This is a genomic window from Pseudoduganella albidiflava (assembly GCF_004322755.1).
Lineage (GTDB): Bacteria > Pseudomonadota > Gammaproteobacteria > Burkholderiales > Burkholderiaceae_D > Rugamonas > Rugamonas albidiflava.
Window position 1 is genome coordinate 5315109 of the sequence record NZ_CP036401.1, and the last position, 14836, is coordinate 5329944.

Sequence of the window (14836 nt, forward strand, 5' to 3'; positions counted from 1 at the left end):
TATAGGGACAAGCCGTACGGGCAATTAGTATCAGTTAGCTTAATGCATTACTGCACTTCCACACCTGACCTATCAACGTCCTGGTCTCGAACGACCCTTCAAGGAGCTCAAGGCTCCGGGAAATCTCATCTCAAGGCAAGTTTCCCGCTTAGATGCTTTCAGCGGTTATCTCTTCCGAACTTAGCTACCCGGCAATGCCACTGGCGTGACAACCGGTACACCAGAGGTTCGTCCACTCCGGTCCTCTCGTACTAGGAGCAGCCCCCTTCAAATTTCCAACGCCCACGGCAGATAGGGACCAAACTGTCTCACGACGTTTTAAACCCAGCTCACGTACCACTTTAAATGGCGAACAGCCATACCCTTGGGACCGGCTACAGCCCCAGGATGTGATGAGCCGACATCGAGGTGCCAAACTCCCCCGTCGATATGAACTCTTGGGAGGAATCAGCCTGTTATCCCCAGAGTACCTTTTATCCGTTGAGCGATGGCCCTTCCATACAGAACCACCGGATCACTATGTCCTACTTTCGTACCTGCTCGACTTGTCGGTCTCGCAGTTAAGCACGCTTATGCCATTGCACTATTAGCACGATGTCCGACCGTACCTAGCGTACCTTCGAACTCCTCCGTTACACTTTAGGAGGAGACCGCCCCAGTCAAACTGCCTACCATGCACTGTCCCCGATCCGGATAACGGACCAAGGTTAGAACCTCAAACAAACCAGGGTGGTATTTCAAGGTTGGCTCCACGAGAACTGGCGTCCCCGCTTCAAAGCCTCCCACCTATCCTACACAGATTGGTTCAAAGTCCAATGCAAAGCTACAGTAAAGGTTCATGGGGTCTTTCCGTCTAGCCGCGGGTAGATTGCATCATCACAAACACTTCAACTTCGCTGAGTCTCGGGAGGAGACAGTGTGGCCATCGTTACGCCATTCGTGCAGGTCGGAACTTACCCGACAAGGAATTTCGCTACCTTAGGACCGTTATAGTTACGGCCGCCGTTTACTGGGACTTCAATCAAGAGCTTGCACCCCATCATTTAATCTTCCAGCACCGGGCAGGCGTCACACCCTATACGTCCACTTTCGTGTTTGCAGAGTGCTGTGTTTTTATTAAACAGTCGCAGCCACCATTTTATTGCAACCCTGTCACCCTTCTGCAGTAAAGCAGTCAAGCTACTGGGGCGTACCTTTTCCCGAAGTTACGGTACCAATTTGCCGAGTTCCTTCTCCCGAGTTCTCTCAAGCGCCTTAGAATACTCATCTCGCCCACCTGTGTCGGTTTGCGGTACGGTCTCGTATGACTGAAGCTTAGAGGCTTTTCTTGGAACCACTTCCGATTGCTTCGCACCACATGGGCGCTCGTCCCAGTCCCTTGAATTATGTGCCCGGATTTGCCTAAGCACCTTCTATGAACCAGAAACTGACTATTCCAACAGTCAGACAACCTTCCGCGATCCGTCCCCCCATCGCATCATACGACGGTGCAGGAATATTAACCTGCTTCCCATCAGCTACGCATCTCTGCCTCGCCTTAGGGGCCGACTCACCCTGCTCCGATGAACGTTGAACAGGAAACCTTGGGCTTACGGCGTGCGGGCTTTTCACCCGCATTATCGCTACTCATGTCAGCATTCGCACTTCTGATACCTCCAGCATCCTTTACAAGACACCTTCGCAGGCTTACAGAACGCTCTCCTACCATATCGATCCCGTAATAAATTACAGGAAAAATATCCGCAGCTTCGGTGACTGGCTTAGCCCCGTTACATCTTCCGCGCAGGACGACTCGATCAGTGAGCTATTACGCTTTCTTTAAATGATGGCTGCTTCTAAGCCAACATCCTGACTGTTTTAGCCTTCCCACTTCGTTTTCCACTTAGCCAATCTTTGGGACCTTAGCTGGCGGTCTGGGTTGTTTCCCTCTTGACACCGGACGTTAGCACCCGATGTCTGTCTCCCAAGCTCGCACTCATCGGTATTCGGAGTTTGCAATGGTTTGGTAAGTCGCGATGACCCCCTAGCCATAACAGTGCTCTACCCCCGATGGTGATACTTGAGGCACTACCTAAATAGTTTTCGGAGAGAACCAGCTATTTCCAAGTTTGTTTAGCCTTTCACCCCTATCCACAGCTCATCCCCTAATTTTTCAACATTAGTGGGTTCGGTCCTCCAGTGCGTGTTACCGCACCTTCAACCTGGCCATGGATAGATCACTTGGTTTCGGGTCTACACCCAGCAACTAGCGCCCTGTTCGGACTCGATTTCTCTGCGGCTCCCCTATTCGGTTAACCTCGCTACTGAATGTAAGTCGCTGACCCATTATACAAAAGGTACGCCGTCACGGAACAAGTCCGCTCCGACTGTTTGTATGCACACGGTTTCAGGATCTATTTCACTCCCCTCCCGGGGTTCTTTTCGCCTTTCCCTCACGGTACTGGTTCACTATCGGTCGATTACGAGTATTTAGCCTTGGAGGATGGTCCCCCCATATTCAGACAGGATTTCTCGTGTCCCGCCCTACTTGTCGCATACTTAGTACCACCGGTCTGATTTCGCGTACGGGGCTATCACCCACTATGGCGCCTATTTCCAGAGGCTTCCACTACCAGTCCGACTATCATATGCAGGCTCTTCCCATTTCGCTCGCCACTACTTTGGGAATCTCGGTTGATTTCTTTTCCTGCAGCTACTTAGATGTTTCAGTTCGCCGCGTTCGCTTCACACACCTATGTATTCAGTGAGTGATGACCTATAAGGCCGGGTTTCCCCATTCGGAAATCTTCGGATCAATGCTCGTTTGTCAGCTCCCCGAAGCTTATCGCAGACTTCTACGTCCTTCATCGCCTGTAATCGCCAAGGCATCCACCATGTGCACTTATTCACTTGTCCCTATAACCTTGACGGCTATAGCACAAGCATTTACTACTGTGTTTGATGAGTTTTTGTATGCGTTCCTTTCGGAACACTACCCTAAGTGTATTCATTGCTGAATACGCTTAATAAAACTTTACTTCTTCCAGATTGTTAAAGAACGAAACAGCAGTGATCTCTAAAAGATCAAATTTAAACCGCAGGGCTTAGATTTGATTTCTTAACAGAAGCGATGGTGGAGGATGACGGGATCGAACCGACGACCCCCTGCTTGCAAAGCAGGTGCTCTCCCAGCTGAGCTAATCCCCCGTGTTCGTGGTGGGTCTGGTTGGGCTCGAACCAACGACCCCCGCGTTATCAACACGGTGCTCTAACCAGCTGAGCTACAGACCCGCGCGCTTCTACTGTTTCTCTAACAACAGCCGATAAGTGTGAGCGTTTGATGCACGATCTTGCGATCAGTGCCGACTCTAGAAAGGAGGTGATCCAGCCGCACCTTCCGATACGGCTACCTTGTTACGACTTCACCCCAGTCACGAATCCTACCGTGGTAAGCGCCCTCCTTGCGGTTAAGCTACCTACTTCTGGTAAAACCCGCTCCCATGGTGTGACGGGCGGTGTGTACAAGACCCGGGAACGTATTCACCGCGACATGCTGATCCGCGATTACTAGCGATTCCAACTTCATGCAGTCGAGTTGCAGACTACAATCCGGACTACGATACACTTTCTGGGATTAGCTCCCCCTCGCGGGTTGGCGGCCCTCTGTATGTACCATTGTATGACGTGTGAAGCCCTACCCATAAGGGCCATGAGGACTTGACGTCATCCCCACCTTCCTCCGGTTTGTCACCGGCAGTCTCATTAGAGTGCCCTTTCGTAGCAACTAATGACAAGGGTTGCGCTCGTTGCGGGACTTAACCCAACATCTCACGACACGAGCTGACGACAGCCATGCAGCACCTGTGTTCAGGTTCCCTTTCGGGCACCCTCAGATCTCTCCGAGGTTCCTGACATGTCAAGGGTAGGTAAGGTTTTTCGCGTTGCATCGAATTAATCCACATCATCCACCGCTTGTGCGGGTCCCCGTCAATTCCTTTGAGTTTTAATCTTGCGACCGTACTCCCCAGGCGGTCTACTTCACGCGTTAGCTGCGTTACTAAGTCAATTAAGACCCAACAACTAGTAGACATCGTTTAGGGCGTGGACTACCAGGGTATCTAATCCTGTTTGCTCCCCACGCTTTCGTGCATGAGCGTCAGTCTTGACCCAGGGGGCTGCCTTCGCCATCGGTGTTCCTCCACATCTCTACGCATTTCACTGCTACACGTGGAATTCTACCCCCCTCTGCCAAACTCTAGCCTTGCAGTCTCCATCGCCATTCCCAGGTTAAGCCCGGGGATTTCACGACAGACTTACAAAACCGCCTGCGCACGCTTTACGCCCAGTAATTCCGATTAACGCTTGCACCCTACGTATTACCGCGGCTGCTGGCACGTAGTTAGCCGGTGCTTATTCTTCAGGTACCGTCATGAGGCACGGATATTAGCCGTACCCTTTTCTTCCCTGACAAAAGAGCTTTACAACCCGAAGGCCTTCTTCACTCACGCGGCATTGCTGGATCAGGGTTGCCCCCATTGTCCAAAATTCCCCACTGCTGCCTCCCGTAGGAGTCTGGACCGTGTCTCAGTTCCAGTGTGGCTGGTCGTCCTCTCAGACCAGCTACTGATCGTCGCCTTGGTGAGCCTTTACCTCACCAACTAGCTAATCAGATATCGGCCGCTCCAGGAGCACAAGGCCTTGCGGTCCCCTGCTTTCATCCTTGGATCGTATGCGGTATTAGCGTAACTTTCGCTACGTTATCCCCCACTCTTGGGCACGTTCCGATATATTACTCACCCGTTCGCCACTCGCCGCCAGGCCGAAGCCCGCGCTGCCGTTCGACTTGCATGTGTAAAGCATGCCGCCAGCGTTCAATCTGAGCCAGGATCAAACTCTTCAGTTTAATCTCTGTTTTTCCGATACTGCTATCGGAGGTCACTTACTCAAATAACTGACGAACTATCGTTAGATAGTCACGTTTATTACTTGTGTAAGCGTTTGATGCTATATATTTTGAGCTATCTGAACCGAAGTTCAGGGCACATCACATCAAACGCCCACACTTATCGACTGTTGATTGTTAAAGAATTCTGCCCTTGAAGGCTTGCTGCGGATCGGGTGAACTTTCGTTCTATCCGTCGACAAATCGTTGTGTTTGTCAGCAGCAGAGAAGCGAGATTATCAGGTGTTTCGTGCATCTCGTCAACCCCTCAGTTTCCAGCCTCAGTATCCATCCCTGCGCTTTCCACCGCTCGCTGCGTCGTTGTTCGCTGCGAGGGACAGAACTATAGCAAAGCCGATTCGACTCTGCAATACCCCCGCATTCATTTCGCTACCCTTGCCATAAAGAGATGCGCTTTATGCAAGAACCCCGCTCGCGCATTATCTGGTTCGCCAGCGCGGCGACAAGCGGCGTAACGCAGGGACCCGGAGTAGCCATTGCCATCCAGCCGATCAGCCAAGCGCGCAACTTTGCGCTTATAGGGCCAAGCCGCGGCTATTACCGAAGTTGCAATTAAGTTATCATCCTCCTGCAAACCAGAGGATGCGCATTCGCCTTCCCTTTCATAGCCACACCAACGTGCACCGAATGTCCCCTCGAGCGGCCCTGCAAACTACGGAAACGCACTTGAAGGCCCTGATATCGAAGGGAATGGAAGGCAATGATGCCGCTTACCGCCTGTTCCTGCAGACCGCCGCCACCCACCTGCGTGCATTCCTGCGGCGGCGCATGCAGAAATGGCCGGATGAGGTGGAAGACCTCGTCCAGGAATCGCTGCTGGCGATCCACAACCAGCGCCACACCTATGACCCGGCGGCGCCGCTGACGTCCTGGATGTATGCGATCACCAAGTACAAGCTGATAGACTGGATGCGCCGCCATGCCCGCCAGGATGCGCTCAACGATCCGCTCGACGACGAGCATGAACTGTTTTCCAGCGCGGCATCGGATGCGGCGGATGCCGGTCGCGACTTGAACAAGGTGCTCACCTTGCTGCCCGAGCAGCAACGCGCGGCGATCCTGCACACCAAGGTGGATGGCTGGTCGGTGCGGGAAACCGCCACCGCGCTACGTATCTCGGAAGCCAGCGTGAAGGTGGCGGTGCACCGGGGCCTGAAGGCGCTTGCGGAAAAACTACGGATCAAATAATGCAAACCGACGATTTGATAGCGATGCTCGCAAAGGATGGCGCCGTGCACCGGCGCCCTTCCCTGCTCACGTGGACGCCGGTGGCCATGGCCGCGGTGCTGAGCGCGGTACTGATGGCGGCCACGCTGGGCGTGAGGCCACACCTGGAACAGTGGGCCGGCGCACCGCTTTTCTGGCTCAAGTGTGCCTTCGTTGCCGCCCTTGCCACCGCTGGCCTGCGAGCGGTCAGCATCGCGGCCATTCCCGGAGCCCGCTTCGGCGGCCTGCCCTGGCTGCTGGCAGCCCCGCTGGTCGTGATGGCGATCGCCGCCGCGGCCACGCTGCTCGTTGCCGACACGGGCACCCGCGCGCAGCAGTTCTGGGGCAGCACGTGGCGCAGTTGCCCATTCCTGATTGCGCTGCTGGCACTGCCGATCTTCGCGGCGATGCTGAACGTGATGCGCGGGCTCGCCCCCACCCGGCTCCGGCTTGCAGGTGCCATTGCCGGCTTCGCGGCGGGCGCCACGGCGGCGCTGCTGTACTGCCTGCATTGCCCGGAACTGGCGCCGAGCTTCGTGGCGTTCTGGTACCTGCTGGGCATCCTGATCCCTACCGCCGTGGGCGCCCTCATCGGCCGTGCGGTACTGGCCTGGTAGGCCGCCTTCTCCATTCGAGAAAATCCGTACCCGGCGGTAATGCCGTTAAGTTAAGCATTACCCGAAGCATTGAAAGCGCATGCATTCACCCCAATGGCGAAGGGCTGGGGTCAGGAGGGAGTGCTGGCCTGCATGCCAGCACCGTTCCGCAGGCGCGAAGCATGCTTCGCGAAACCCCTGCTTCACCCCGGCGGGTCTGACCCCGGAATCTGCCTTTGGGGGTGGGCTTATCTGAACGGCATTAGCACCCGGCATTGACCTCAACGAAGGGCGAACCGCGCCTTCAAAAAAATATTTGCATTCCCTTGTAACCATTCGGTGCGTGCCGGCGAATTCACTTGCGTCGGCAGTTTTCCCGCATCCGGATGCGGCCGGCAGCAGCAGCTCCCTCAACCGCCGGTCCCCGGCACTGCCATGCAAAGGAATGTCATGAACAAGTTTTTCGCTTTCGGTGAACGCGTCGCGCCTGCCTCTTCCACCACCGCCCAGTCCACTCCCGCGGCACGCCAGCCAGCACTGCGTGCAGGCGTCACCCTCGCGTGCGCGCTCGCGGCGTCGGGTGCGGCGGTGCCCGTGCACGCGGACGAAGCGGACATGAAATCCCCCGCCGGAATCCGCCCGCTCAGCGTTACCGTCAGCGTCACCAACCTCACGCATGCGACCTGGTTCGCGCCGATCCTGGTGGCCGCGCACCCTGCCACGTACACCGCTTTTACGGAAGGCAAACCGGCAACGCCGGAACTGCAGGCACTGGCCGAGATCGGCGACATCGCACCACTGGCGGAACGCCTGCCGGCCGGCTCGGTCGCCGTGCTGAACCCCGCCAACGGCCCGCTCAAGCCAGGAGACACCGCCACGACGAAGCTTCCCCCTCGCAAGGGCACTCTCGACACCCGCCTGTCCATCCTCGCGATGCTGGTGCCCACCAACGATGCCTTTACGGCCCTGAACGCGATCGAGATTCCGACCAAGCCGGGCAAGTATGTGTACACGCTCAATGGCTATGATGCCGGCACGGAGGCCAACAACGAAGCGCAGGCCAGCGCCCCCGGCGTCGGTCAACCGGGCCTGGGACTGCCGCCATTCCTCGACGATGCACCGGACCTCCATCGTGGCGCGCCGGGCTTTGCCAATACCAGGGCAGAGGGATATGTGCATGTGCACCGTGGCATCGTGGGCAGCGCTGCGGACGGCGACAGTGTGCTGGACCACACCACTTACCGGTGGATGAACCCCGTGGCGCGCGTAACGCTCATCGTCAGGTAAGCAGAACCCGAGGCGGGCGTCCGGACGATCGGACGCTCGTCGTATCCGGAATGGAGCAGCAGTGGAGCAGCAGTAAAGCAGCAGCGCGATGCACCCTCGAGGTCGAGCCGAGGGTGCAACGGGAACGCAGCAAGGGGAAATGCAGGAAGGGGGAAGCGTGCCGCAGCGGCGGGTTTCAGCCGCCAGGCAGCGCGGCGCGGCCAGGCAGCCGCGCCGCGAAGTGGAACCTTAGAACATGAACACCGTGTAGCCATCCGCCGCGATGCGCGCAATGCTCGGCAAGCCGGAAGTCCCCGGCACGCTGTTGTCCGTGATCAGGTCGAAGCCCGCCTTCTCCGCTTCCTCGCGGGCGCCGAACACGTCGGCGCAGCCGCACGAAATGCCCACCACCCGGTCTTCCACCTCCTTGTACAGCGCATGCACCGGGTGCGCCGGATTGGCCAGCACGCCCGGCCAGCGCGTGCCCGTGCCCTGGAAATAGATGCCGACTTCCGTGTCCTTCTGCTTGAAGTCGTAGGCGGCGGCAAGCCCGTTGAACATGCGGCCCAGTGCTTCTTCGCCTGCTTTCGGATCGGAGAGGATGATGATGGCAGCTTTCATGGTGTTCCCTTCTAGGTCTGGCCCGCCGCGGTGTGCAGCGGATGAGGCCATTCTAGGGAGCCGCAAAACGCATGGAAACTACGCCAGCTTCAATTGATTATTGCGCCAGGCGAAATAGTCGCATGGACAAACTCATTGTAGATGCTGGTGCGCCCGCAGGTGCTCGGCCAGCAGGTCGATGAACTTGCGCACCTTGGATGAACCGAACTTGCTTTCCCGGTGCACCAGGTGCACCGGCCACGGTGCTTCCTCGTAGTCGGCAAGGATGATCCGCAGCCTGTCCGCCTTGACGTCCTCGGCCACCTGGTAGGACAGCAGCCGGCAGATGCCCAGGCCGGAAACGGCGGCCTCGATGGCCGCGTCGTTGCTCGATACCGTGAGGCGGGGCCGCAGCCGCACCAGCGTGGGGTCGTCGACGGCGCCGAACTTCCATTCCACCCGCGGCGAGATGCCGGCGGCGGCGACGATGGTGTGGCGCAGCAGGTCGGCCGGATGCTGCGGCATGCCGTGCCGCGCCAGGTAGTCCGGCGCGGCGCACAGCACGCGGCGCACCTGGCCCACGCGCAGCGCCTTCAGGCTGGAATCGGGCAGGTGGCCGATGCGCACCGCCACGTCGATGCCTTCGTCGACCAGGTTCACCACGCGGTCCAGGAACAGGGCCGAAACCTCCACCTGGGGAAACTCGTTCAGGTAGCGCAGGATGCACGGCATCACGAACATCTTCCCGAACAGGACGGACGCCGTCACCGACAGGTTGCCCTTCGGCGCGGAATTGACCCCGGCCGCCGCTTCGTTGGCTTCCTCGATGCTGGCCAGGATACTGCGCGAGTCGTCCAGGTAGCGCTGGCCCGCCTCGGTGAGCCGCACGTTGCGGGTGGTGCGCATCAGCAGGCGCACGCCCAGCTGTTCCTCCAGCCCGGCGATGGCGCGTGTCACGGCGGCCGGCGACAGGTCGAGGCGGCGCGCCGCCGCGGCGAAGCCTTCTTCCTCGCCGACGGCCACGAACACATTCATCAAGTGGACCTGGTCCATGCATTTCTCCCCGCGAAATAATGTGTTGCGTCGAATGGCCATTCCGGCAGAGCCCATTATTTCGCAGAATAGTGTCACCAGCAATCGATAAGCCGGATTCCCACCGCAGCTCTACACAATTGGAGAGAAAATGCGGAGAGCACCCCGGCATGACCAGGAGAAGACCATGAACGAGACCACCGCCTTCCACGACGGCGAGCGCAGGATGCAGGTGCTGGCCGGCGAAACTGCCATCGCCGACCGCAACATCGCAGGGCTGTCGGACAGCGTGATCGGCGGCGCCCGCCCGTTCATCGCGAAGCAGTCCATGGCGGTACTGGCCAGCACGGATGCACGGGGTGCCGTCTGGGCTTCCGTGGTATTCGGCAAGCCGGGCTTCCTGCATACGGACGATGGCCATGCGATCGCCATCGACGTGCCGTACAAGGACCGCGACCTGGCCGACCCGCTGTGGGAAAACATGGCGGCCCAGGCCGACCTGGGCATGCTGTTCATCGAGTTGGGCTCGCGGCGCCGCTATCGCGTGAACGGCACCGTGCAGCGCCTGGACTCGCTCGGCGCCGGCGTGGCGATCCGCGAGGCTTACCCGAACTGCCCGAAATACATCCAGCGCCGCCACCTGCGCCAGATTGGCGAATCAAAGCTGCCGGTGCAGGCCGCGCATGGCACGGTGCTGCGCGGCGCGGTGGCGGAGATCGCCACCAGGGCGGACACGCTCTTCGTGGCCAGCCGCCATGACCGTGCCGGCGCCGACGCATCCCACCGCGGCGGCCAGCCGGGCTTCGTCGAACTGGTGGACGACACCACGCTACGCATCCCCGACTACCACGGCAACAGCCTGTTCAACACCCTCGGCAATATCGCGGCGGACGGCCGCGCCGGCCTCTGCATCCTGGATTTCACGCATGGCCAGGTGCTGCAGCTGACCGGCACCGCGGCCGTGCTGTGGAACCAGGACGATCCGCACGGCGAAACGGGCGGCACGCGGCGCTACTGGGAATTCAAGGTGCAACAATGGATCCTGCGCGACCTGCCCCATGCGATGGAATGGGAATACCTCGATGCCTCGCCGTTCAATCCCGCCGTGCGGCATGCGGAACCGGATACGGGGAACACGCCATGAACTGCGTGATCGCGAACGTGATTACGCACGGCGCCAGGGTCAGGGAGTTCCACCTGCGCCGCGCGGACGGCCAGTCGCTGCCGGCATGGCGCGCGGGCGACCATGTGGTGCTGTCGTTCGCTTCGGCCGATGGCCGCCGTTTCGAGAACCGCTATTCGCTGGTCGGCCAGCCGGGCGATGCGGAGGTCTACCGGATTGCCGTGCAGCGCGAGCCTCGCGGGTGTGGCGGGTCGGTATGCCTGCACGATGAATTCCACGCCGGCAGTGCGATCGATGTGGCCGGGCCATGCAGCAGCTTCCCCTTAGGTTCCGCCCATGTACCCGGGGCGCGCGTGCTGCTGGTCGCGGGCGGCATCGGCATCACGCCGCTGGTGTCGATGGCCCATACGTTGAGCATGCAGGGCGCGGCCTTCACGCTGCACTACCTCGCACGCACCCAAGCCGACCTGTTCTTGCTCGACGAGCTGCGCGCCATCCCGGGAGGCGAGGTGATCACCCACCTGTCGCAGGGGTCCGGACTGGCCGATCTCGATGCCCTGCTCGGCGCTTTCGCGGAAGGCGACAGTGTGTATGCCTGCGGACCGGTCGCGCTGCTGCAGGCACTCGCCGATGCCGGCCGCCGCCAAGGCTGGCCGCAAGATGCGCTACGCTACGAAAGCTTCGGCAGCCGCGCCGAAATGTCCGATGGACCGCTGACGGTGGAGCTGGCGCTGTCGGGCATCACCGTGGAAGTGGCACCGGGCACTCCGATCCTGGATGCGCTGATCGCCGCCGATGCCTTCGTGTCGTACGACTGCCGGCGCGGCGAATGCGGCAACTGCTATACCCCGGTGCTGGCGGGAACGCCGTTGCACCGGGATGTCTGCCTGACGCCCGCGATGCGTGGTGCCGGCATGTGCACCTGTGTCTCGTGGGCTGCCGCGCCGGGCCGGCTCGTGCTGGAAATCTGAACTTCGCTTCGAACCTTGAACCTTGAACTTTGCACCTCGAACTTTGCACCCTAAACCTCATCCTGGAGATTGCCATGGCTGTCGATATCGAACCCCGCCCACCCCTGCCCCCCTTCACCCGCGACAGCGCCATCCGCAAAGTGCGGCTCGCCGAAGACGGATGGAACGCGCGCGATCCCCTGCGGGTGAGCCTGGCCTATACGCCGGACAGCAAATGGCGCAACCGCGCCGAATTCGTCAACGGGCGGGAAGAGATCGTGCAGATGCTGTCCCGCAAATGGGCCCGGGAGCTGGAATACCGGCTGATCAAGGAACTGTGGGCATTCGAGGGCAACCGGATCGCCGTGCGCTATGCCTATGAGTGGCGCGACGATTCGGGCAACTGGTTCCGTTCATATGGCAACGAGAACTGGGAGTTCGACGAGCACGGGCTGATGGCGCGGCGCTTCGCCTGCATCAACGACCTGCCGATCAGGGAAGAGGATCGCAAGTTCCGCTGGCCACAGGGCCGGCGGCCGGACGATCATCCCGGCTTGAGCGACCTGGGGCTGTGAATAGTGGCGGGGCGCCATGGTGGAATCCGGCGCCCTGCTTTTCAAAAAACGCGGATAAAAAAAAGCCGGCTTATCGGCCGGCTTGAATCCAATTCTGTAGAGAGTTGGAGGAGACAGATGAATCATCCCATTTTCGCGGCAGGCATGCCAATTGATTGTTGGGATAGTGCTCATCACCGCGGTGAATGATTGAAAGCGATTCAAGTATTCGGCGTCTTTTCGGCGTGTTTTCGGCATTCGTTCTCCCGCCTGCCGTGCGCAGGCGAGGGGTCCCGGCCAGTGCGCATTCGACAGCCAGCCGATCGGCCGGTCAACGCGATATTCGGATTTCCGCTACCTGCGCCGGACGCACAAAAAAAATGGCCGGCGCATCGCGCCGGCCAAAATCCAATTCTGTGAAGAGTTGGAGGAGACAGGTGCATCATTTCATTTTATCGACCGGCTTGCCAATTGATTGTTCGGATAGCCATCATCACCGCGGCGAATAATTAAACATAATTCATGCTGAAAGCGATTGATCCCTGCGGTGCTTGTCGACCAGGTCCGATGAACGGTTGCCCGGTGCCGATGGCTCAACCCTTGATGAAGGCGAGGATGTCCGCGTTGATCACGTCCGCATGCGTGGTCGGCATGCCGTGCGGGTAGCCCTTGTAGGTCTTCAGGGTGCCGTTCTTCAGCAGCTTGGCGGACAGCGGACCGGAATCGGCGTAAGGCACGATCTGGTCATCGTCGCCGTGCTGCACCAGCACGGGCAGCGAGATCTTCTTCAGGTCTTCGGTGAAATCGGTCTGCGAGAACGCCACCACGCCGTCGTAGTGCGCCTTGGCGCCGCCCATCATGCCCTGCCGCCACCAGTTCTGGATCACGCCTTCCTGCGGCTTCACGCCCGGCCGGTTGAAGCCGTAGAACGGGCCGGATGGCAGGTCGCGGTAGAACTGCGCACGGTTCGTGGCGACCTGCTGCTGGATGCCGTCGAACACGTCCTTCGGCAGGCCGCCCGGGTTGGAGGCCGACTTGACCATCAGTGGCGGCACCGCGGCGATCAGCACCGCCTTGGCGGCACGCGACTCGCCATGGCGCGCCAGATAGCGCACCACTTCGCCACCGCCGGTGGAGTGGCCGACGTGGATCGCGCCCTTCAGGTCCAGGTGCTTGACCACGGCGGCCAGGTCGTCGGCATAGTGATCCATGTCGTGGCCCGTGGCGACCTGGCTCGAACGGCCATGGCCGCGGCGGTCGTGAGCGACGACGCGGAAGCCCTGCGCCACGAAGAACATCATCTGCGCATCCCAGTCGTCGGAACTGAGCGGCCAGCCATGCGAGAACACGATCGGCGTGCCGCTGCCCCAGTCCTTGTAGAAGATCTCCACGCCATCCTTGGTGGTGACAGTGCTCGTAGCCATGCGCGATTTTCCTTTCGTGGTGGGTTGCGCACCCGCCGCGGCGTGCGCGGGTGCGATGGTGCTCATCCAGGCCAGCGGCAATGCCGCCGCGCTGCCGCCGGCGAGGAGGATGTGCCGGCGTTTCTGGTCGATGTTCTTGTCTTCGGTTGTCATCTGTGTGGTCCCTGTTCTGGTGTGCGGCTGCCTGCCCGGTGGCTTGCGTTTGCCGCTGGTTCGATTGGCTTGCGCCGCGATTGCCAATGCGGTCATTGTCGGAGCTGCGGGAGCGGCGGTCCAGCCATCCAAAGGAATAGGCCGAGCCAGAAAAAATGGGGGAGGCGGAGGCGGCGAAGCGCGCTTTGGGGAAACCGACCGGCCCGACCGGCCGTCAATCAGGCTCGATCACCAGCTGGACGGCGGCGCTGCTGAAGCTGGAGATGCCGTATTCGAACGGCTTGCCATCCTGGTCGACGTAGACGGTTTCCACGTACAGGATCGGCAGGGAGGCCGGCTGGCCGAGCTGCTGCGCCACCTCGTTGCCCGGCATGCGCGCCGTGATGCGGCTCAGTTTGCGCTGGAACTGCGTGATGCCGAACCGCGCCAGCGCGACGTGGGTCTTGCCGGCTTCCCGGTAAGCCTCGCCGAAGCCTTCGAAGCGCGGCAGCGGGAAGTATTGCGTGCACACGCCGATCACCTTGCCGTCCACCACGTCCAGCGAATCGATGGCCAGCGTTTTCGCACGCGAGGAGAGTTCCAGCAGCGCGGCGATGTCGGCCGGCGGGCGCACGCTTTCCCAGCCGAGGATCTCGCTCTTGCCGACGCGGCGCGCCTTGACGACGCTATGCGCAAGCCGGGTGCGCCGGCCGATCCGGTAGTCGAGGAAATCCTCGCGCACGAAGGTGCCGCGGCCGTGCACCACTTCCACCATGCCCTGCTCGACCAGCGCCTTGACCGCCTGCCGCACCGTATGGCGGTTGACGGCGAAGCGCTCGGCCAGCTCGATTTCGTTCGGCAGACGGCCCAGCAGGCGGCCAGCGAGGATATCGCTGCCCAGCGACTCCTGGATCTGCTTCCAGACGGTGGTGCCGGCCTGGCGAACGATCAAATTTTCGGACATTCAGCAGCACTCCATCGGGCGAAAATACACCGCGGCGATTGTCGCAT

Annotated in this window: 10 protein-coding genes, 2 tRNA genes and 2 rRNA genes; 6 read left to right on the forward strand and 8 right to left on the reverse strand. The window is 60.1% G+C overall.

Translation table 11 applies throughout. From position 1 onward, the window contains the following. Positions 1 to 3: 3 nt before the first annotated feature. The 4 genes from EYF70_RS22090 to EYF70_RS22105 form a co-directional block, all read right to left on the reverse strand. Positions 4 to 2895 (reverse strand): 23S ribosomal RNA (locus EYF70_RS22090). A gap of 215 nt (positions 2896 to 3110) precedes the next feature. After that, positions 3111 to 3186, reverse strand: a tRNA-Ala gene (locus tag EYF70_RS22095). A gap of 7 nt (positions 3187 to 3193) precedes the next feature. Next, a tRNA-Ile gene (locus EYF70_RS22100) sits at positions 3194 to 3270 on the reverse strand. Positions 3271 to 3351: 81 nt separating this feature from the next. Then, positions 3352 to 4882: ribosomal RNA gene (locus EYF70_RS22105) — 16S ribosomal RNA — on the reverse strand. The 16S and 23S rRNA genes sit together here with 2 tRNA genes alongside, the layout of an rRNA operon. Before the next feature lie 726 nt (positions 4883 to 5608). Between EYF70_RS22105 and EYF70_RS22110 the strand changes: the two genes are divergently transcribed. From EYF70_RS22110 to EYF70_RS22120, 3 genes are all read left to right on the forward strand, one after another. Further along, positions 5609 to 6130, forward strand: a complete 522-nt coding sequence (locus tag EYF70_RS22110) for a sigma-70 family RNA polymerase sigma factor (RefSeq protein ID WP_307722066.1) — start codon at positions 5609 to 5611, stop codon at positions 6128 to 6130. After that, positions 6130 to 6765 carry an NrsF family protein gene (locus tag EYF70_RS22115; protein WP_131147324.1) on the forward strand — a complete coding sequence of 212 codons (636 nt, stop codon included), beginning with the start codon at positions 6130 to 6132 and terminating at the stop codon, positions 6763 to 6765. The genes EYF70_RS22110 and EYF70_RS22115 overlap by 1 nt, the downstream gene beginning before the upstream one ends. A 429-nt stretch (positions 6766 to 7194) precedes the next feature. Continuing rightward, positions 7195 to 8031 carry a spondin domain-containing protein gene (locus EYF70_RS22120; RefSeq protein ID WP_165497762.1) on the forward strand — a complete coding sequence of 279 codons (837 nt, stop codon included), beginning with the start codon at positions 7195 to 7197 and terminating at the stop codon, positions 8029 to 8031. Between the two features lie 228 nt (positions 8032 to 8259). On the opposite strand, the gene EYF70_RS22125 is transcribed toward EYF70_RS22120, so the two are convergent. Next, positions 8260 to 8631 carry a DsrE family protein gene (locus tag EYF70_RS22125; RefSeq protein WP_131147326.1) on the reverse strand — a complete coding sequence of 124 codons (372 nt, stop codon included), beginning with the start codon at positions 8629 to 8631 and terminating at the stop codon, positions 8260 to 8262. Between the two features lie 132 nt (positions 8632 to 8763). Continuing rightward, positions 8764 to 9663, reverse strand: coding sequence for a LysR family transcriptional regulator (locus tag EYF70_RS22130; protein ID WP_131147327.1), 900 nt, complete (start codon positions 9661 to 9663; stop codon positions 8764 to 8766). Positions 9664 to 9829: 166 nt separating this feature from the next. On the opposite strand from EYF70_RS22130, the gene EYF70_RS22135 reads away from it, so the two are divergent. From EYF70_RS22135 to EYF70_RS22145, 3 genes are all read left to right on the forward strand, one after another. Next, positions 9830 to 10786, forward strand: coding sequence for a pyridoxamine 5'-phosphate oxidase family protein (locus tag EYF70_RS22135; protein WP_131147328.1), 957 nt, complete (start codon positions 9830 to 9832; stop codon positions 10784 to 10786). Next, positions 10783 to 11736, forward strand: coding sequence for a PDR/VanB family oxidoreductase (locus EYF70_RS22140; RefSeq protein ID WP_165497763.1), 954 nt, complete (start codon positions 10783 to 10785; stop codon positions 11734 to 11736). The genes EYF70_RS22135 and EYF70_RS22140 overlap by 4 nt, the downstream gene beginning before the upstream one ends. Before the next feature lie 74 nt (positions 11737 to 11810). After that, positions 11811 to 12290, forward strand: coding sequence for a nuclear transport factor 2 family protein (locus EYF70_RS22145; protein ID WP_131147330.1), 480 nt, complete (start codon positions 11811 to 11813; stop codon positions 12288 to 12290). Positions 12291 to 12862: 572 nt separating this feature from the next. Here EYF70_RS22145 and EYF70_RS22150 read toward each other — a convergent pair. Beyond that, positions 12863 to 13693, reverse strand: coding sequence for an alpha/beta fold hydrolase (locus tag EYF70_RS22150; RefSeq protein WP_131149270.1), 831 nt, complete (start codon positions 13691 to 13693; stop codon positions 12863 to 12865). Between the two features lie 367 nt (positions 13694 to 14060). Then, positions 14061 to 14789: a phosphonate metabolism transcriptional regulator PhnF gene (phnF, locus tag EYF70_RS22155; protein WP_131147331.1), complete on the reverse strand. Its 729-nt coding sequence runs from the start codon at positions 14787 to 14789 to the stop codon at positions 14061 to 14063. Between the last annotated feature and the right edge of the window lie 47 nt (positions 14790 to 14836).